The sequence below is a fragment of the Blastococcus tunisiensis genome (assembly GCF_900112815.1).
Taxonomy (GTDB): domain Bacteria; phylum Actinomycetota; class Actinomycetes; order Mycobacteriales; family Geodermatophilaceae; genus Blastococcus_B; species Blastococcus_B tunisiensis.
On the sequence record NZ_FOND01000006.1, the window covers coordinates 1 to 18260 of the forward strand.

18 protein-coding genes and 1 pseudogene are annotated in these 18260 nt (G+C 73.5%); 4 read left to right on the top strand and 15 right to left on the bottom strand.

Annotation, left to right across the window (positions count from 1 at the left end; genetic code table 11):
- The 5 genes from BM142_RS09145 to BM142_RS09165 all read right to left on the bottom strand — a co-directional run.
- Positions 1 to 299 (bottom strand): transposase (locus BM142_RS09145; protein WP_417852089.1); only part of this gene is annotated, 299 nt, incomplete at its 3' end.
- Between the two features lie 522 nt (positions 300 to 821).
- Positions 822 to 1704, bottom strand: a protein-coding gene (locus BM142_RS09150) for an IS5 family transposase (RefSeq protein WP_417852088.1) whose coding sequence is annotated in 2 segments (ribosomal slippage) — positions 822 to 1338 and positions 1337 to 1704 — 885 coding nt in all. Because the reading frame shifts where the segments join, the coding sequence is not laid out codon by codon here.
- Positions 1705 to 1806: 102 nt separating this feature from the next.
- Positions 1807 to 2499, bottom strand: coding sequence for a hypothetical protein (locus BM142_RS09155; protein WP_217640650.1), 693 nt, complete (start codon positions 2497 to 2499; stop codon positions 1807 to 1809).
- Between the two features lie 288 nt (positions 2500 to 2787).
- The gene (locus tag BM142_RS09160; protein ID WP_092197045.1) at positions 2788 to 3273 is read right to left on the bottom strand and encodes a hypothetical protein; all 486 of its coding nucleotides are present in this window, start codon (positions 3271 to 3273) and stop codon (positions 2788 to 2790) included.
- 133 nt (positions 3274 to 3406) lie between these two features.
- The gene (locus BM142_RS09165) at positions 3407 to 6634 is read right to left on the bottom strand and encodes a LysM peptidoglycan-binding domain-containing protein (protein WP_092196505.1); all 3228 of its coding nucleotides are present in this window, start codon (positions 6632 to 6634) and stop codon (positions 3407 to 3409) included.
- Here BM142_RS09165 and BM142_RS25765 point away from each other — a divergent pair.
- The gene (locus tag BM142_RS25765; protein WP_175527180.1) at positions 6633 to 7082 is read left to right on the top strand and encodes a hypothetical protein; all 450 of its coding nucleotides are present in this window, start codon (positions 6633 to 6635) and stop codon (positions 7080 to 7082) included. The two genes, BM142_RS09165 and BM142_RS25765, sit on opposite strands and share 2 nt — an antisense overlap.
- Here BM142_RS25765 and BM142_RS09175 read toward each other — a convergent pair.
- The 9 genes from BM142_RS09175 to BM142_RS09215 all read right to left on the bottom strand — a co-directional run bounded on the left by BM142_RS09175 (position 7067) and on the right by BM142_RS09215 (position 12380).
- The gene (locus BM142_RS09175) at positions 7067 to 7462 is read right to left on the bottom strand and encodes a TadE/TadG family type IV pilus assembly protein (protein WP_254790710.1); all 396 of its coding nucleotides are present in this window, start codon (positions 7460 to 7462) and stop codon (positions 7067 to 7069) included. The genes BM142_RS25765 and BM142_RS09175 overlap by 16 nt on opposite strands.
- Positions 7463 to 7488: 26 nt before the next feature.
- A complete protein-coding gene (locus BM142_RS09180; protein WP_254790712.1) occupies positions 7489 to 7950 on the bottom strand; it encodes a TadE family protein in 462 nt (153 codons plus the stop codon).
- A 7-nt stretch (positions 7951 to 7957) separates the two neighbouring features.
- Positions 7958 to 8152, bottom strand: a complete 195-nt coding sequence (locus BM142_RS09185; protein WP_092196509.1) for a hypothetical protein — start codon at positions 8150 to 8152, stop codon at positions 7958 to 7960.
- A gap of 30 nt (positions 8153 to 8182) precedes the next feature.
- Positions 8183 to 9097 carry a type II secretion system F family protein gene (locus tag BM142_RS09190; protein ID WP_092196511.1) on the bottom strand — a complete coding sequence of 305 codons (915 nt, stop codon included), beginning with the start codon at positions 9095 to 9097 and terminating at the stop codon, positions 8183 to 8185.
- Complete coding sequence (locus BM142_RS09195; RefSeq protein WP_254790714.1) at positions 9094 to 9564, bottom strand: type II secretion system F family protein; 471 nt, start codon at positions 9562 to 9564, stop codon at positions 9094 to 9096. Before BM142_RS09195 ends, BM142_RS09190 begins: the two co-directional genes overlap by 4 nt.
- 35 nt (positions 9565 to 9599) lie before the next feature.
- The gene (locus BM142_RS09200) at positions 9600 to 10205 is read right to left on the bottom strand and encodes an SAF domain-containing protein (RefSeq protein WP_254790716.1); all 606 of its coding nucleotides are present in this window, start codon (positions 10203 to 10205) and stop codon (positions 9600 to 9602) included.
- Positions 10205 to 10921, bottom strand: coding sequence for an ATP/GTP-binding protein (locus BM142_RS09205; RefSeq protein ID WP_139228812.1), 717 nt, complete (start codon positions 10919 to 10921; stop codon positions 10205 to 10207). Before BM142_RS09205 ends, BM142_RS09200 begins: the two co-directional genes overlap by 1 nt.
- A gap of 217 nt (positions 10922 to 11138) precedes the next feature.
- Positions 11139 to 11582, bottom strand: a complete 444-nt coding sequence (locus BM142_RS24465) for a hypothetical protein (protein WP_175527181.1) — start codon at positions 11580 to 11582, stop codon at positions 11139 to 11141.
- 345 nt (positions 11583 to 11927) lie between these two features.
- Complete coding sequence (locus tag BM142_RS09215) at positions 11928 to 12380, bottom strand: helix-turn-helix domain-containing protein (protein ID WP_092196518.1); 453 nt, start codon at positions 12378 to 12380, stop codon at positions 11928 to 11930.
- A 490-nt stretch (positions 12381 to 12870) separates the two neighbouring features.
- Here BM142_RS09215 and BM142_RS09220 point away from each other — a divergent pair, with 490 nt between their 5' ends.
- The gene (locus BM142_RS09220) at positions 12871 to 13824 is read left to right on the top strand and encodes a hypothetical protein (RefSeq protein ID WP_139228814.1); all 954 of its coding nucleotides are present in this window, start codon (positions 12871 to 12873) and stop codon (positions 13822 to 13824) included.
- Between the two features lie 547 nt (positions 13825 to 14371).
- Positions 14372 to 14968: a PP2C family serine/threonine-protein phosphatase gene (locus BM142_RS24140; RefSeq protein ID WP_139228815.1), complete on the top strand. Its 597-nt coding sequence runs from the start codon at positions 14372 to 14374 to the stop codon at positions 14966 to 14968.
- 37 nt (positions 14969 to 15005) lie between these two features.
- Here BM142_RS24140 and BM142_RS09230 read toward each other — a convergent pair whose 3' ends face one another.
- Positions 15006 to 16598 carry a potassium/proton antiporter gene (locus BM142_RS09230; protein WP_092196527.1) on the bottom strand — a complete coding sequence of 531 codons (1593 nt, stop codon included), beginning with the start codon at positions 16596 to 16598 and terminating at the stop codon, positions 15006 to 15008.
- An 848-nt stretch (positions 16599 to 17446) separates the two neighbouring features.
- Here BM142_RS09230 and BM142_RS25645 point away from each other — a divergent pair.
- Positions 17447 to 18259: pseudogene (locus tag BM142_RS25645) on the top strand (SecDF P1 head subdomain-containing protein); the annotation flags it as partial.
- Between the last annotated feature and the right edge of the window lies 1 nt (position 18260).

Genomic DNA, 18260 nt, shown 5'->3' on the forward strand with positions numbered 1-18260 from the left:
GCGAAGAAAGCCGACGCGCTCTTCAGGATCGCGTTCGCCCGGCGCAGCTCCCGGTTCTCCCGTTCGAGCTCGGCCAGCCGAGTGGCGTCATCGGTCGTTGTCCCGGGCCGGTGCCCCTCGTCGACCTCGGCCTGGATGACCCAGTTGCGCAGCGTCTCGGGGTTGATGCCCAGCTGCTCGGCGATCCGCTTCAACGCTCCAGTCCGAGTGGCCGGGTCACGCCGGGCGTCGACCGCCAGCCGGATCGCCCGCTCACGCAGCTCGTCGGGGTACTTCCTCGGTGCCGCCATGACTCTCATCCTCACGTGGATTGAGAGCCTCCATCAAACCCGGGGCGAGACACGGTTCCCTGACGTCTCCCCCGCCGGCAAGGCACACACCGTCGCTGGGGTGGTCCCCTGCGGCCAATAGCGCCAAAGCAGCCATCCGAGTGCCGTGGCACCGCCGACGGCCAGGCCGACGACTGGCGCACCGACGAAGACCAGCATGATCGCGATACAGGCGCCGGCGACCAAGTCATGCTGTCCGCGGAATTGTCGCGCCCGCCGGTGGGTCCGGTGCCGGTTGCCTCGAACGGGTTCCTCGGCCTCGGCGTCGAAGCACTGCACCGGGTCCGTCCAGCCCTGCCGTTCGTGATGACTGAGCACGAGCCACCTCCCCTGTTGGATCGACCATGCCGGTGCAGGTGGCAGGTACACCAGGGCACGTGCCGGTCAGGTTGTGCCCGCTCGCACTGCCGACGGTCGGCAGGGGCGGGTGACCGTGGGGCCATCCGGGGGGTGGCGGAGGCGCTGCGGCGATTACGACTAGGGCGCGTCTCCTTATCCACGTAGCCAGGCAAGGATGGCGGCGAGGACAGCGCCTCCGCGGTAGATGACGGCGAGCTTGTCGTAGCGGGTTGCCAGGCCGCGCCAGTTCTTGAGTGCGTTGAAGGAGCGCTCGACGACGTTGCGGTGCTTGTAGGCCTCGGTGTCGTAGCCGACCGGCCTGCCGCCTCTGCGACCTCGGCGTTTGCGGTGTGCCTGCTGGTCACGTGGCTCGGGAATGACTGCCTGGATGCCGCGGGAACGTAGCAGGCGGCGGATCGCGCGGGAGGAGTAGGCCTTGTCGGCCAGCACCCGATCCGGTCGCGTTCGGGCGCGGCCGACGCCGTGCCGGGGAACGCGGATGGCACCGAGGATGAACGGCAGCATGGGGGCGTCGCCGGCCTGGCCGGGGCCGACCAGGACAACGAGCAGCCGACCGCGACCGTCACAAGCATGGTGCACCTTGGTCGACAGCCCGCCGCGGGAGCGGCCCAGGGCGTGGTCAGCCGGCTCGACCAGCGGATTCGTGTAGTTCGTCGATGCCCCCTGTGTTCCGCGACAGGGTCGCGGCGTGCTGGTGAGCGCGGTTGATCGTGGAGTCCACCGACACCGACCAGTCGATCTCACCCGCGGCGTCCGCGTCGGCAAGAAGCCTGGTCAGCAGCTTGTCCCAGGTTCCATCGAGACTGAACCTGCGGTGCCGCTTCCACACGGTCTGCCACGGACCGAACTCCTCGGGCAGGTCGCGCCAGGCGATCCCGGTCCGATACCGGTAGACGATCCCTTCGACCACCTGCCGGTGGTCACGGAACGGCCGCCCCACACAGCCCTCCGACGACGGCAGAACCTCCGAGATCCGCTCCCACTGGGCATCGGTCAGCACCACTCGACGCGACATGCCCCCACCATCACGCTCACCGGCGCAAGGGATTGGGAGACACGCCCTAGTGGAGAACCCGTGCCGTGGGCCGGCGGGTGCTGCCGCTCGTTCCGCTGCCGGTCAGGGGCGCGCGTCGAGTGCGGTACGGACGCGGTTGTGGCTGTCCAGCCAGGTGCGCAGCTGCGGGTGCACGTACCCCACGACGTCGAGCAGGTCGATGTAGCGGTCGATGAGGGGCTCGGAGAACAGCGGCTCGTGGTGGGCCACCCGGTTGCGCAGCACGTGCAACCGGGCGACCGGGGCCTCCAGTAGGCGCCGGTCAGATCCGGGCAGGTAGTGGAACGCGGGCCGCAAGGCCGGCCACAGGGTGGCCGTGTAGCGGCGGGCGAGCAGGAACCGCCAGAAGCCGAAGTTGAGCTCGGCGACGATCTTGCCGGGCAAGAGCGGGGCGCCGGCCCGCTGCAGCCGCTGCTTGGCTCGGGTGATGTCGTCGCGGGCGTGCTGGGCGAGCTCTCGAGCTGGGTCGTCGTACCACTGTCCGGCTCGACCCAGCCGCTGGTGACGGGCGGTCAGGGCATCGTGCAGGACGTTGCGCAGTACGACCTCGACGTGGCCGAGCACCTCCCACAGCGCGCCGGCGACCGCCGCGTTCCAGAGGTAGAGCTCGACCGCGCGGTCCAGGTCGCCACCAACGGCGCGCGCATAGGTTGCCAGCCGGGGCGCGGACAGGTGCCGTTGGACGAGCAGCGCGGTGGGTGAGGGATGGCCGATCGGCTCCGGCGCGGATCCGCCACCCGGCGGGGACGTGGACATGTCAGTCCCGCGCTCGTAGACTCGGCGGTGAAGACCCCGGAGCGATCCCTGGCCTCGGCCACATCGCCGGGGTTTCGTCTTGCTCGGGCCGCTTCTTCGACGCCCGGCGACCGTGCCACGTCCAACCGATGACGCGGGTCCGCCCCGTCATCGCCACGCGCGTCGACCCGCGCGCGGAACGGCGTCCGGGTGCGGGATCACGTCGGGCCCCCTGATGGGGCGGGGTCACCTGCCGTCCATGTGCCGCGCAGCGCCGACGGCGCGCCGGAACGGATAGGGCATGGCTGGTCAGTCCCGCACCGGCCAGGCGACCAGCGGTCCGAGCCGCACGCCGGCACCGGCGCCGGAGCCGGAGCCGGAGCGAGAGGCGTCACGGTGATCTTGGCTGCCGGCGGCGTGGGCCAGCGCGGCCAACACCAGCTCGAGCGCACGGCGGTCCAGCGCCACCGCCACGTCGGCGAGGTCGACCGGTCGCCCGTCGGCGAGGCTGACCGCCACCCGGAGCACCGCCAGCTCCTCCTGGCTGCCGTGCAGGCGTCCCTGAGCGAGAGTGGGGTCGAGCTCGGGCCATTCGATGCGCGCCCACAGCTGACCGCCGACCGGTTCGGCTTCGATCGTGACCAAGCCGGCGGCGCGCAGCCGAGCCAGCCAGTACCCGTCGTTGGTCAGCAGCAGCACGGCAGCCTCGGCCGAGTAGTCCCCGACCGCGGCCTGCAGCAGCGCCGCCTCCACATCATCGAGATCGAGGTCGGCGGCGATCGGCTCCACGCTCACCAGCGTCACTCCTTTCCTCCCCAGGTCCCGCGCTCGCGAGTGTGGCCAGCCGGTACGACATCTCCAGAGGCGGTCCACGCTGCGGCCCCGTGTGGGCGGGACGCAGCCTGGTCGTGGGGTACGTGCGGCGGCCTCATGACGCGCGGTCGAGGAACTGCCGGCGGGCGCGGTTGATGGTCTCCGACGTGCTCATGGGCAGGTCCATCTCGTCCTCACCGTCGTGGAGGGCCACGATGCGCCCGACGTAGGTCTCGGCCTCGGCGCGGTAGCCCTGGTGGAAGGCCACCCACATTGCGTCGATCAGTACCTGCTCGTCGTCCGGCGCGACGAGCAGGGCGGTGGCCGAGGCGGTTGCGGCAGCGGCCAGGTCGCCGTCGGCGAGTGCCGTGGAGACGACCTGGTGGGCGACGTCGCAGACGGCTGCGGTGAGCGTCAGGTCCAGGCCGTCCAGCCACTCGTAGCCGGCTGGACGTTGGGCGAACGGCGGGCCGGACACCAGCCGTAGAGCGGCCAGCAGGTCGGGCACGCCGCCGTCGCCGCGCACTGCGGCCCGGGCGCGCAGCTGGCGGAACAGGTCCGCGTCGACAAGCACGCCGGTCAGCGTGTAGCGGCCCCGGTGACCGGAGCTGAGGTGCTTCTGACCGGTGGCGGGGTCGGTGCCCAGCCAGGCGCGAGCGCCGGCGGCGACCCGGTGGACGTAGGCGCGGGCGCTGACGGGGTCGGTCCTGCCGCCGCGGGCCGGCTGCAGCGCGGTGGCGGCCTCGTCGGCGGTGGCTCCGTGCGGGCGGGTGGCGAGGTAGGCGACCGTCTCCTCGTAGCGGCGCCGCAACCCGGACCTGGCGACGGCCGCCTCGTCACCGTGCGCGCGCAGGGCGACCGGTCCGAGCAGGGTCAGCCGCGGCCGCGCGCAGTCCGGCGACCACCAGTCGGCGAGATCGCGGTCGAGTTGGGTGAGGTCGTCCTCGACCTCCCTGCGTACGTCGGCCGGCGCTGCAGACCCCGGAACGTCGGAAGCACCGCTGGTCGTCCACGACGTCCGCGCGCTCGTAGGAGCGCCGGTCGGCGTGGGTGGGGTCGAGTGCGGGACGGCCTCGGTGGTGGAGCCCCGTCGGAGCCGTGGGGACGGGGCGGAGGTCGGTGGTGCAGCGGTGTCCGGACCGGTCAGGTCGCCGTGGAGCGCGCCGGCGGCGTCGGTGTGCACCTGCCAGGGGCGGTCGCCGTCGGCGGCGGGAATCGGGGCGTCCTCGGAGTCGCGCTCGAAGGCCAGCAGCGTGGCGATGTCGCGGGCCTGCTGGACGGTGAGCTGTGGCGCCGGCAGCCGCAGCCCGAGTGCGGGGACGAGCAGCGCCCCGTCGTCGGTCAGCGTGAGCAGCCACTCGTCGCTGACCTGCTCCGGCTCGGCGCCGAGCACCAGGGCGACCGTTCCGCGTCGCTCGCGGGCCCGCAGGACGGCGACGGCCTCGGCCAGTGCGCCGTCCCGATCCGGCGGGGATGGGGCGAGCACGACCTGCGGCATCCAGCCGTCTCCGGCTCCGGCCCGCAGCCGCCCGTCCAGCACGTCGTCGTCGGACTCGGCGGCTTCCGCCAGACCGGCGTGCAGGCCGGCATCATCGGCGCTGTCGACCGGGCGGATCCTCCCGGGGGCCAGGTCGACCAGTTCGTCGCCGAAGCCGACGGGCGTAACGGTGAGCAGGTCCGACCAGCCGTTGACGGCCAGCTCGGCGGCCACATGCCGGGCGAAATCCTCGCGACGGTCGGCCGGTCCGGTCACGTACACCCCGCCGAGCCGTTCCACGTCCAGCAGCCAGCGGCCTGCGGTGTCGGTGCCGATGGTGACCAGAGTCGGGTACGGCGCCAGGCGGGTGCGGGCCACCTGGGGATCGACGCCGGTGTCCTGGTCGAGCCGTGCCGACCACTGGAGGCCGGTGTCGTCCGCGATCCACGGTTCCGGCGGAGGACGGTCAGCCGGAGCGTGCAGCCGCAGCTCGAGCCGGCCGCCCTGGAGTCGGGCGGCGACGACGTCAGGGAGCCGCCCGTCCGGATCGGCGGAGATCCGCACGGCGAGGCCGCGCAGCGCCAGGTCCAATGAGGCGTAGTCGGCCGTGCCCTCGTCGGCCGCCGATGCCACGACCGTCTGTGTGGCCGACTGCGTCCTCGGAAGGGGGGCCAGCCGTCGGCCGGGACGGCGGCGGCGTAGCCGCTGGCGGCGATGCGTCAGCCAGGCGGCGCCCACACCTGCCGCGAGCAGCGCCCCGCTGCCGGCGAGCACGGCCGCCAGCTCCGACGAACTCTCGGCGGCATCCCCGCCGTCGGCGTCGGCGTCGACCGCCGCCTGCTCCGATTGCTCGGGCAGGCCTTCCGGTGTCGGCGAGGCGGCCGGGGTCCGGACGGGCTCCGCTGGGGCGGCCGGCTCGTCCTCGTCCGGCGCCGGCTCGTCGGCCGGGGGTTCCGGACCGGTCGGCGGCGAAGGGTCGGCGGCCGCGGGGTCGGCCGGCGGGAGGTCGAGAACCTGCCCGGGGCGGATCAGGTCGGGGTCGGTGAATCGACCGCCGCCGGGCAGCGGTTCGCCGGCATTGAGATCGAAGATCGGCTGCCAGTGCTCCAGGCCGTGCTGCTCGGCGAGGTCGGCCAAGGTGTCGCCGGGCTGCACCGTCACCTCGCCGGCGGTCGCGCCGGCTTCGGGAAGGCGTGCGTCCGGTGGAAGGACCAGCGTCCAGCCAGGGCGGATCAGCCCCGGGTCGGTGAGGAGCGCGCCGTCGGGCTGGGGCCGGCCGCGGTTGAGCTCGAGAATCTCCTGGAACCGGGTCCAGTCGCCCAGGTAGCGGGCGGCGATGCGGCCCAGGGTATCGCGCGGGGCCACGGTGTACGTGGGACCGGCCGCTGTAGGCCCGGTCGGCCGGGTGTCCACGGGCGGTGCAGGGGCTGGCGACGGCTCCTCGTGGCCGACCGGCTGGTCGGCCACGATCGGGGGGCCGGCCAGGGCCGGAGCGGCCAGCAGCGGTCCGCTGCCGACACCGAGGACGGCAGCCACGAGCAGGCCGGCCATCTGCTGCGGCGCCGCCAGGCCGGGCAGTCGCATCGGTGGCAGGCCGCGCAGCTGGCTGGCGAGCTCGACGGCCACCGAGAGGGCGAAGCAGGCCCACGCGACCCAGCCGATGACCACGAGCAGGCCGAGGAAGAGCGCGCCGGTGTCCGGGCGGCTCAGCGCGGTGGTCACCTGTTCCCAGGAGGGCAGCTCGTCGAGCAGGTAGGCGCCGCCGAACTCCCAGAGTGCGACCGGGACGCCGGCGACCGCGGCCGCCAGCAGTACTCCGGCGATCAGCCGGCGCAGCAGCTCCTGCACTTGCGGTGGTGTGGTCATGGGCCCTCTCCCCGCGCTGGTCGGTGATCAGGTCGGCGGTCCCGGAGCCCTCCACGGTGAGGGTGGAGATCCCGATCAGGCCGAGGAAGGTCGTGGGCTCGGAGATCGTGGTGGTCACCTGCAGGGTGTCGCCGTCGACGACGGTCACCGACCCGGCCACGTCGTTGCGGTCCAGGTAGTCCTGCGCGGCGGCGACCGCAGCGGCCGGATCCACGCGGACCTGCCCGGTGAGGGCAGCGGCGACGTCGAGGGCCTGCCCGCCGGCGCGGGCGGCTTCGTCGGCGATGGCGTTGGCGCGCTGGGTGGCGGCCACCTTGGCGCCAGCGTCGACGGCCAGGCCGATGATGAGCAGCAGCCCGGGGACGAGGACGGCGAGGAAGACGCTGATCGCGCCGTGCTCGGCATCGGCGTACCGGAGCCGCTGATGGGTGCTCATCGTTCGCGGTAGGCATCGACGGGGCTGGTGAAGGACGCCTCGACGGTGACCGATCCGGGCAGGCCCGGGGCCAGCAGGTCGGCCATGCCGACCACGCAGGTGATCGACACGGTGACGTCGCCGGGCTGGCCGGGCGGGGCCTGGAAGCCGGTGGTGTCGATGTCGACGCCGGTGCTCTGGCAGCGCAGGTCCTGGGCGGCCAGGGTGCGGTCCGCCTGAGCCCCGGCCAGTGCGGCGGCGGTGAGGTCGTCCCGGGCGAGGGAGGCCTCCCGGGCGGCGGCGCGAGCTGCTTCGGCGACGGCGCCCTCGGCGATCTGGGCGCGCCCGGCGACGATCGCGAACGACAGCAGCAACAGCAGTACCGGGGCGAGCAGCGCCAGCTCGACTGACACCGATCCCTGCTCGGCGCGTGGCGGTTTCACGGGTCCGTCCGTTCCACCGGGCCGACGGCCGTCTGGGTCACCGACCATCCGGACAGGCCGGGGAAGAGGCTCAGCGAGGTGCCCGTCACGGTCACCTCGATAGTGGTCGGTGAGCCGGTCACCAGCACATCGCGTCCGGTGAGGAGGTCCTGCGCCGTCTGGTCGAGGAAGCCCTCGGCCGCGGACTCGGCACGCGCGAGGGAGACGGGTTGGACGCGCCCCTCGCGGGCGCCTTCCTGCGCCGCCCCGAGGGCGACCGAGCGGGCGTAGAACCACAGCGCGGCCTGGATCAGTGTCATCACGAGCAACAGCACCACCGGGAAGGCGACCGCCAGCTCGACCGACGCCGCGCCGCGGTCCCCGGACAGCCACCGGCCCACCCCGCGGCCCACCTGGTGGCCGCGGGTGTCGCGGCTCCGGGAGGCGGCGGAGGTGCGGGGCCGGGCGGCGGGGCGCACGGGTGGGCTACTGGATCTGGCTCGACCGGGAGGTGACCGCGTTGGCGATCACCGCCACGAGCGCGATGGCGATGCCCAGCAGCGCGAGGGTGATGATCACCTGCTCGACGGAGAGCGCACCGCGCTCGGGCTCCTCGCGGAGCTCCCGGAGCCGGTCGCGCAGGGCGCCGGCGAGGGCCATCAGGGTGGGGATGAGGGGCATCGGGTTTCCCTTCGGGGTGGGGCCAGCCGGTCAGCTGGCCATGAGTCGGGCGAGGGCGGGATAGAGGAAGAGCAGGAGGAAGGCGATAGACAGCAGCGCCACCGGAGCGGTGAGCTTCTCGCTGTCGGTGTTGGCCCGCGCCTCCTCCTCGGCCAGCAGCTGGACGCGCAGCGACTGGGCACGTGCCCGGAGCGTCGGGGCGATCGACGCGCCCTCCTGAGCGGCGACCGCCGCGATGTCGGCGACGTCGGCCAGCTCCCCGACGCCGGAGTCCGCGGCCAGCCGGCGCAGCCCCTCCCACGGCGGGTCTCCCGCGAGCCGGGCCGTGACCAGCGCATCGCTGATGCGGCCGAACACCCAGCCGTCACCGAGCGCGGCGGCACGCTCCAGCGCCATGGTGGGGCCCTCGCTGGCGTCCCGGCGAAGGCTGACCAGGTCCAGGTAGGAGCAGAGCGCCCGGCGCATCTGGCCGCGCGCCTCGGCGGCCTGGTCCCGCACGATCAGGTTGACGACGAGGAACAGGCCGGCGGCCAGCGCGAGTGACCCGGCCACCGGGACCACGACCGGCAGGCGGACGCCGGCGACGCCGAGGACGGCCGTGAGCAGCGGCACGAACGCCGCGCCGAACAGGGCCATGCCGATCTTGCGGACGGCGTACCCCGCCGGCGTCCACCCGATCAGCGCCAACGCCGATCCCGGCGCCTGCAGACCGATCGTGGGCAGCCGGGCGGCGGCCCATGCCCCGGCCCGCCCCGCCGCCTGCGCCCACCGGTCCCCCGTCTCCTCGACCGGCCGCACGGAACCGATCAGGGCGCGCCCGTCCAGGCGGGCCAGCGCGTCGGGCAGCCGCGGCTGCTCGGTGACGAGCGCGGTCCGCAGTAACAGGAACAGCCCCAGCCCGACGGCCGCGCCGCAACCAATCAGGAGCGCCTGCGCCGCGCTCACCGGGCCGGCACCTCCTCCGGATCCCGTGCCGCCCCGCCGCGCGTCGTCGGGTCGACAAGGAAGCGGACCGTCGGCGCCGCCGCCGTGAGCCGGCGCATCCACAGCAGGCAACCGACCATCAAGGCGGCGATGACGGCCAACACCAGCTGCCCGAGCGCGGTGCCGTAGGGAGCCAGGTAGTCCCCGTTCAGGGCCGCCAGCCCGGCGGCGGCGACGGTGATGAGCAGCAGCCAGCGCGCGTTGGCCCGGGGCTTGGCGCGGTCGGCCTCCACCTTGCGGCGCATGGTGACCTCCTCGGTGAGGCTGTGCGCCAGCTCGGTCAGGACCCGGGCCAGCCCCGGACCGCGCAGCTCCGCACCGAGCAGCAGGGCGGCGACCACCAGATCACCGGCGGCGTCGTCCAGGTCGTCGGCGAAGGCCAGCAGCGCACGGGACGTGGGCCAGCGCGCCTGCAGCCGGGCGGCCAACGTCGCGACCTCGACCCCGATCGGCTCCGGTGCGGTTAGACGTCGACGACGCGCCGCCCGTCCGTGCCCGGCTCCCCCGCGCGGACGACGGTGGCCGGAACGGTGACCGAAGGAGCCGTGGGTGCCGCCTGACCGTCCGTCGACAGGGGCACCAGCAGCACGTCGTCCCCGGGTCGCAGCGGCGTGACCGGCAACTGCACGGCCGGCAGTCCGATGCCGACGAGTTGTCGACCGGGCGGAGGGAGCCGCTGCTCGGTGGTCGCGTCCCGGGTGAGGAGTGTCCCGGGCAGAAGGTCGGTTGCTGCGGTTCGGCCGATGACCTGGTCGCGGTCGGTGTACGGAACCGGGGTCAGCGCCGGGTCGGCGGCGATGCGCGCCTCTACGAGATCGTCAGCGGTAATCGTCTGCCCCCAGGCGACCGGCCGAGCGACGGCGATCACCGACGTCGTCTGGCCGAGCAAAGTGGCGAGGTAGGCGGCACCGAGCGCGCCGAGCACCACCATCGCGACCGCCAGGGCCAGCAGGGCGGGGCGCCGGCGGCGTCGTGGTGGCGGCAGCACGGGAGCCTGGGGCAGTGGCGGGGGCACCCAGCCGTTGCTCTCGATGACGTCGTCGGTGGGGGCTGTCCGCATCCTGGCCATCAGCGCTCCTCGGCCTGATTGAGCACGTGGAGCTCGCCGACGAAGAGCTCGCCGGTCGAGGAAAGCTGCACCACCTCCGTGCCGGTGCGACCGCCACCGGACCAGGTGACCGTCCACGTGGTCGTAGCAGTGATCGGCCACGGTCCGCCGCCGGGGACGTGGTTGGCCGACGCGCGCTCGTAGAGGTGGCCGCAGTCCGGGGAGGAGCCGTCGGCGCCGGCTGCGTATGGCGTTCCGAGGCCGCAGGTGACGGTGGTCCCGTCGCCCATGTCCCACGCGATGCGGGAGACCACGCCGGTCGCTTCGACGGCGACCGGTCCTTCGGTAGCGGAGCGGGTGATGGGTCCCGAGACGTTCTCCGCGCGGTCGGTCCACATCCACACCGGGAGGCCGACCAGTCCGCTGGCCGACCCCTGCGGGGGTGCGGTGCGCAGCAGCGGCGGCTGCAGTTGCATGGCGGCGATGGCGCGCTGTGCGAGGACCTCGGGGTCGATGACGTCGGCCGGTGGCCCGCGACGCCAGACGATCCCGGTGGCCGTGGAACTGAGCGATCCGCCCGGGCCCACAGCACAGTTGGCGGCGTAGAGGGCACCTCCCTCCTCGGGACTGCGCCCATCCCACAACGGCGAGCCGGGAGGGGGCTGGGGGTCCATCAGCTTGAGGTAGCAGCCGCTGGACGACTCGTACCAACCGAGGTTGTCCTGGTAGCAGGGCACCGCGGCGCCGGTCGGCGAGGTGCCGGTGCCGGTGCCGGTGTCGCGGCCCGGGCCGGAACGGTCACGGGGGAACTCGGCACGGCCGGCCGGATGTCCTCGATGTAGCAGAAGCCGGAGGGCAGGCAGATCTCGTTGGGCGCGGCGGTGGCGACCGCGGTCGGGCCCTGGAGGAGGACGGCCGCCAGGACGCCGGCGGCTGCGCGCGCCCAGGAATGGGTCAGCACGTCTCGTCCTGCACGTCGACGGTGGCGACGAGCCAGCGGTCCTCGGGCGGTGGGTAAAAGACGACCGTGGCGACGGCGACGTGCGGCGGCCGCTCGGCGCTCACCACGTCACCGGTGGCCTGGTCCGTGGCGGGGAAATCTTGGGTGTCGACGCAGTCCTGGATCGTGACGGTGCGGAGGGTGCCGTCGGTGCCACCGGCGAGGTCGACGGCGACGACCTGGGGATCGTGGGCCACCTCGCCGGTGTGGGCGATACCGCGATCACGGAGAGCCGAGATCTCGAGCAGCTCGGCGGACCGATAGGGGTCTGCGGTCAGCTGCGCGTAGGGCGGCAGCCAGTCCTGCGTCGGGTCGCGGCGCGCGTCCTGGGCCAGCCGGGTCACGTCCCGGTAGACGGCCATCGCCGCGTCGGCGGCCGCCGCCTCGTCGGAGTCCATCGATGGGCCCGCGCTCGTGGGTGCCGCACTGGTCTCCGAGGTCGATGGCGCGGGCGGGGTCTGCTCCGTGGCGTCCCCGTCCGTGCCGCATGCGCCGAGCGTCAGCACCGACCCGAGAGTGGCGATGCCGAGCCGCGCCCGACCGATCGCCCGCGGCACGGTCTTGGTTGGCGAGCCCGGCGAGCTCGCCGGTCCGGTCTCCAGGGCCCGGGCGAGGCCAGCCGCCATCACACAGCGCGGCTCTGACCTGCGGATCACGGGCGCCTCCCGGGGGGCAACAGGTTGCGGGAAATTACCACCGAGGACCGTCACGAAGGGAAGCCCGAATCTCCAGTAATTCTCCGGTCAGCCCCCAGAGGGCGCCAATGGCGCGTGGTCACGGCGCGAGCGACGGATCGCGGCCTGGACGCGGGCCTCGTCCACACCCAGCAGTCCGGCCACGGCGTGGACGGCGTCCACCGTCGGCTCGGTACCGGGCCTGCCGTCCTCCAGTCGCACGTACGTCATGACGGACACACCCGGTGCGCCCATCTCGTTTGTCGCCAGGCCGGCCGCCAGCCGGAGCGCCGCCAGCGGTGGATCGTCGGGATCGACGTCGAGCAGGTGCAGCGGCTCGATCCCCACAGCGGCGGCCAGTCGGGGCACGAACCGGGGCCGCGGACGCTCGAGGCCCAGCTCCCACACGCGGACTCTTGCCGGGCTCGACAGCTCGAGGCGTTCGGCGAGGTCGTCCCGGCTCAATCCGGCGGCCTCCCGGGCGGCCTGCAGGCGGTCGCCTCGAAGCAGCGGCCGCGCCACGGCAGCCCCCCATCACCCGTTCGGTGGACACCCGTTCGTGGCGTAGAACCCTAGCGCTCACCGTGCACCCCGGTCGTACGACACCTCGTCGTCCGGTGCAGCGCGGGGTGCGAGGCCGACGAGCGTCCGTGCGCCAGGGCCGAAGACCGAACGACCTCACAAGACCGTGGCACCGGGGTGCGTCCGGTCCCTTGACCGCCTTTGGGTCCACTGGAGAAGTTCTGCAGGTTCACGGCAGAGTGCGTAGCCCCCTCCGTGCAGGGCTGGAGGAAACCCGGAGGAGGGCGGGCTCTGCGACCCCGGAGTCCCCGCGCGGCCGCCGAGGGCGTCTGCATCGCCGCGGCGACGGACCCCTGGCCGGCGCCTGTAGGCTCCGGGAATGCTGGCCCCGGTAACGGGCGACGGAGGATCGGGCGGGATCGCTGAGGACCAGGTGACCGGAGCGGGCAGGGTTTCAGCGGGGCTCGCATGGGCGGCCAACCACCTGCTGATGATGCCCCTGTCTCACCGGCTGCTCCTGGTCACCGCGAACGCGGTCGTCGTCGCTGCCGCCGGGATCAGGGCACCGCTGGGCTGGATGCTGGTGCCCATTCTGCTGGCGGTCTCCACCACGCCAGCTGTGGCGGCAGTGGTTGCCGCCTGGTCGGCCGTCCTGATCGCCTTGTCAATCGCGGTGCCCGTTGTTCCCGGGCACCAGAGCGACCCGCTGTGGCTGGCGGTCTCGGGGCTGAGCCTCGCCTCCCTGCCCGTGTTCGCGCGGTTGCATCGGCGGCGAATGGCCGCCGAGGTCACCCCGAACATCAGGCGGCTGACCCCAGAGGGGGCCCCGCGACCGGCTGTTCTCGCCCTGTCGCGGGCGGAAGCCGAGGTGGCGGCCAGTACGAAGGTCCGGGGCCTCGGCACCCGGGTGCTCCTCGGCGTCGTACAGGGAAAGACGGCTGGCCCGGCACGCGTGGCCTGGACCCTTGAGCAGGCGTTCGAGGCGATCGCCGCCCGCAGGACGGCGTCGCTTGCCGAGATCGCCGGTGCCCTCGACCAGCTGGTCGAGGGCATGGGCCCCGATGTCCACGTGGCTGCGTCCCTGGTGGAGATCTCTGCGTCCGGGCAGGTGTGGTTCCTCCGGTGCGGCGGGCCGGCGGTACTCGCTGCCCGTCAGGTCGTCGGAACGGGCGCCGTCGTCGGGGAGGGGCCCGGAGGGCTACCGCTCGGGCTCGGGGCCCCGGCCGGGGAGGAACTCGTGGAGGCCCCCGCCGGTGCGCGGCTGGCCGTGGTGACCCACGCTTTCTCGGCCGAGCACTACGACGACTACGTCGGGCAGGTCCAGGAGTCGCTGGCTGCAAGGACGCCGGAGCTCGCGGCCATCCGACTCATGCTCGGCCACGCCACCGGAGCGTCCGCGCCGGTGGTGGGCCCGGCCCTCGTCATCGAGCCCGTCACTGACTGAGCGCAGGCGGGGGTGCGGTCACCAGAATGGGGCCGTCTCGTCGGACGCGGCCGTGTCACGGTCATGCCATAGTGCTGGCCGTGGACGGAGCGGGTGATCACCCGGTGACGCCGTGACCAGGCCGGCGGCGGGGCCGCCGACCGTTTCCACGCCGCTAGCGCTCGGAGCGGTCACGGCGAATGCGGTCGTGATGGGCGCGGCCGGAGCGGTCGCGCCGATGGCCTGGCTGTTCGTGCCTGCGCTGATGTCGGTGGTCTGCCGGCCTCGGTCAGCGGCGCTGGTTTCGCTGTGGGGCTTGGCGCTGATCTGGCTGTCCGTGATCCTCCCCGTCATCCCAGGACACGACGCCGATCCTTGGGCACTGGGTGCCTCGCTGGTCTCCCTGGCCGTGCTGCCTGGCATGGCGTGGGTCCGGGTGCGTGGTCACGTCCGTCAGGTCGCCTACACCCGCAGGGGGGTCCCCGGCGTCACACCACTCACCGGCGGCAGCGGTACCCGACGGGCTGCGCTGGCCCGATCGGGCCTACCCACCGAGGTAGCCGCAGGCGTGCAGCTCCCGGACGGGGCCGTCCGGATCCTGCTCGGTGTCGTCGCCGGGCACGTGCCCGCGCCGGAGCTGCTGCGGGACCGGCTGGAGACGACGTTCTGCGACCGAGCCGTCCACGGCTCCTGGGACCTGACGCAGTCGGCGGCCGAGCTGGGCCGGCTCGTGCGTCGCTCAGGGCCGGAAGGCTACGTCGCCGCGACGCTGGTGGAGATCGATCGGGAGGGCGTTGCCCGCCTGCTGTCGTGCGGCAGCCCAAGTGCGCTGGTCCTGCCCGCCGGAGAAGAGCCGAGCGGTGACGACGGCCTCCGGGCGCTCAGCGGCAACCCGGGAGGGCCGCCGCTGGGACTGGACGGGGACCCTGTGGGCCTGATCGAGCCCTTGCCCGACGACTGTCGCATCGCCGTGGTGACGAACGCCTACGCACTCGCCCACTACGACGACTACGCCAGCGCCGCAGCCGAGAGCCTGCGCCCGGCCACCCCGGAACATGCGGCGGTGCTCCTTCTCCGGGGACCGACGGACCCCAGCCCCCGGTTCGACGGAGTGGAGACGGCGCGGGTTGTGGGCCCGGCGCTGGTCATCGGCCCCCGGCAGTAGCGCCGGCAATCTGACCGGGACAGCGCCGGAGAGTGGGTCACCGCGAGCGCTCCGACGTGGCCCCGCGCAGCCGCCGGAGAACACGCCGCCACCGATTTCCCGCGCCAGGAGGCTGCGAGTCCCCGGCTTGACGGGCGGCCGGCTCGTCCGCCCCGAGCCAGCGCGCGAGGCGACCGGCCCGGTGGACCGCTTGGAGACGGCGCTCTACCTCGCGCCGCGCCCGGGTGGGGACGATCAGCAGGAGTTGGTCACCGACGCGAAGGGTCGTGTCCCGGTCGGGCACCACCGTGTGCCCGTCCCGCACGACGAGCGACACCACCGCTTTCGGAGGCAGGCGCAGCTCCCACATCGCCACCCCGTGCAGCTTCGAGCCCGGCGGCACGGTGAACTCCACCAGGTCGGCGTCGATGGACTCCAGCGGAGCGGACTCGATCGCGACGTCGGTGGCGTCGCCGTCCGCCCCGGTCCGCAGCCACCGGGCCAGCGGCGGCAGCGTGGGCGCCTGCAGGAGCGTGAAGACGACCACCAGCACGAAGACCACGTCGAAGATCTGGCCGGCCGCCGGCATGCCGGCGCTCAACGGGATGGTCGTGAGGACGATCGGCACCGCGCCGCGCAGGCCGGCCCAGGACATGAAGGCCTGCTCCCGCCAGGGGATGCGGAACGGCGTGACGCTGAGGATCACCGAGATGGGACGGGCGAGCAGCAACAGCGCGCTCCCGACGATGAGCGCGGGCACGAGGGCGTCCGGCAGCCGCGCGGGGCTGGCCAGCAGCCCGAGCATCACGAACAGCGCGATCTGGGCGAGCCAGGCCAGGCCCTCGGCGAACCCGAGGGTGGCGTTGCGGTGCGGCAGGCGCGCGTTGCCCAGCCACAGGCCGGCCACGTAGATGGCCATGAATGAGGACGCGCCGGCCACACCGGCGGCGGCGAAGGCGAACAGGGCGATCGCCATGGTGGCGATGGGGTACAGCCCCACCGACGGCAGCGCGCTGCGGCGCTGCACGACCTCGCCGACCCGGGCGACCAGGAGACCGATGGCCGCACCGGCGGCCAGCTGGTAGAGGACCTGGCCGAAAGCCAGCAGCGGGTCGGCCTGCTCCCATCCGTCGGAGACCACCAGGGTGACGAGGATGATCACGAGCGGGTCGTTGAAGCCGGACTCCGCCTCCAGGGTCGCGCCCAGCCGTCGCCGTAGCGGCAGCCGGCGCAGCACGGAGAACACCGCCGCAGCGTCGGTGGAAGACACCACTGCCCCGAGTAGGACGGCGGTGCGCAGGTCGATCGGCAGGATCAGGTAGCTCACTGCGGCGGTGACCGCCACGCTGACCGCCACGCCCAGGGTCGCCAGCACCAGGGACGGTCCCAGGACCGGGCGGATGACCGACCAGCGGGTGGTCAGGCCACCTTCGGCCAGGATGATCCCGAGCAGCACCAGTCCGACGACCTGCGTGAGCTGTGCGTCCTCGAACTCGATGCCCAGCCCGGCCTCGCCGACGAGGAGCCCCATACCGAGGTAGATGAGCAGCGTCGGCAACCCCGCTCGGGTCGACAGCCGGACGGCCGCGACAGCGACGAGCAGCAATCCGGTCACCGCGAGCACCACGAGGTTCAGGTCGGCGACCGACACGATCCCCTCCCTCCTGGTGCTCTTCGGCGCCTCCTCGGCCAGGCCACCGGCCGCGTCTCTGCCGTCGACCGGCGGTGCTACGTGTTGGAGCCGTGGCCGTGCGGCCGGCCGTCCTGGTGCACGCCCAACGGCCTGCGCGGAACGGTCCGGACGCCGGTTCGCCACGGTGGGCGCGAACCATCTCAGCCAGTGGGGGCGGTGCGGCCCGATCCTTTCACGACAGCCTGCGGGGGCCGGGTAGCGTGCGCGCAGCGGCCCGTCACCACGGTGCGTACCGGGAGGAGGAGCGCATGCCCGCACGAACTCCCCGCCGCGACTTCTTGCGGATTCTGGTGCTCAGCTGCTTGCTGCTGCTCCTCGCCGGGTTCGCCTCCCAGCATCACGGCGCCGCGGCGCCCGGTACGGCGCGCTCAAACCCGACGGTCGCCGGCGACCCGATCGCGGTGGTCCGGACGACGGCGATCCATCCCGCCTCGTACGGGGCCCGGATGGCCGGACGTACGACGTCCGTCGCCGGTCACCGCCTCGCGCCCCTCGGGGCCGGCGGGCTGGTCGTGTCCGCCGAACGGGTGGCGTCTCTCGCCGACCGCACTCCGTGCGGTGGTCCCGGCGACCATCCGGTGGTCGTGCCGGCCGTCAGCATGCTCTCGAGCTTCCCGTCCGGCCCGGCTCGCTCCGGGTGGGTGGTCGCGAGTGCCGTCAGCGCCGCGCAGGACACGGTCCCCGCCCGGGGTCCGCCGGCAGTCTGATCGGGAGCAGGCGCGTCCGGTTCCGACCCGACCGGCCCTGCTCGAGGACCGGCCTGCACGCCAGCCGGATCACCATCCCACCTGGCGCCCGTGCCCGGCATGCCCCTCCCCCGCGACGGCTGCCCGCTCCCGGCGCCGGTGGTCGTACCCCTCCGTCATCACCCCGCGCGCCGCCTCGTCGGCACGTGCCCGCGGGGCCCTGCACTTTGGAGACGTTGCGTGTCCTCCCCTTCCCGGCGCAGCGAGAAGTCATCGGCGCCCCACGGCCGCCCCCTGTTGGTGCGCGCCCTGCTCTCGCTGGCGGTGCTGGTGGCGGCCACCGCGGCCGTGCTGACCTCGGCACCCACCCTGGGTCTGGATCTGCGCGGCGGCACCCAGATCGTGCTGGAGGCGCAGGATTCCCCGACGGTGACCGCCGACACGGAGGCCACCGACCGGGCGCTGGAGGTTCTCCGCCGCCGGGTGGACGCGCTCGGGGTGGCCGAGCCCACCCTCGTCCGGGCCGGCGAACGACGCATCGTGGTCGAGCTTCCGGGGCTGACCGAGCCGCGGGAGGCCGTGGAGGTGATCGGTCGAACCGCCCAGCTGACCTTCCACCCGGTCCTGGGCATCGCCGCCGCCGAGACGACACCGGAGGCCGACGGCACCGACCCGGCCGAGTCGGTACAGCCGGACGAGACCGGCACTCCGCTACGGCTGGGCCCCGCGGCGCTGACCGGTGAGGGCATCGACGAGGCCACGGCCGGGTTCGACGCGCAGGCCGCCGGCGGCTGGTTCGTCACCGTGGACTTCACAGGCCCAGGCCAGACCGCGTGGGAGGAGCTGACCGGGCAGGCCGCATGCGCGGCTCCCGGGGACCCCACGCGTCGGATCGCCATCGTCCTGGACGAGGAAGTCATCTCCTCCCCCCAGG

Excerpts from the sequence above, each read along its gene's own strand:
- BM142_RS09200 (WP_254790716.1), bottom strand. The coding sequence starts at position 10,205 with ATGGCCAGGATGCGGACAGCCCCCACCGACGACGTCATCGAGAGCAAC.
- BM142_RS09220 (WP_139228814.1), top strand. The coding sequence starts at position 12,871 with ATGATGCCCCTGTCTCACCGGCTGCTCCTGGTCACCGCGAACGCGGTC.
- BM142_RS09155 (WP_217640650.1), bottom strand. The coding sequence starts at position 2,499 with ATGTCCACGTCCCCGCCGGGTGGCGGATCCGCGCCGGAGCCGATCGGC.
- BM142_RS09185 (WP_092196509.1), bottom strand. The coding sequence starts at position 8,152 with ATGCCCCTCATCCCCACCCTGATGGCCCTCGCCGGCGCCCTGCGCGAC.
- BM142_RS09165 (WP_092196505.1), bottom strand. The coding sequence starts at position 6,634 with ATGACCACACCACCGCAAGTGCAGGAGCTGCTGCGCCGGCTGATCGCC.
- BM142_RS25765 (WP_175527180.1), top strand. The coding sequence starts at position 6,633 with ATGGGCCCTCTCCCCGCGCTGGTCGGTGATCAGGTCGGCGGTCCCGGA.
- BM142_RS24465 (WP_175527181.1), bottom strand. The coding sequence starts at position 11,582 with ATGGACTCCGACGAGGCGGCGGCCGCCGACGCGGCGATGGCCGTCTAC.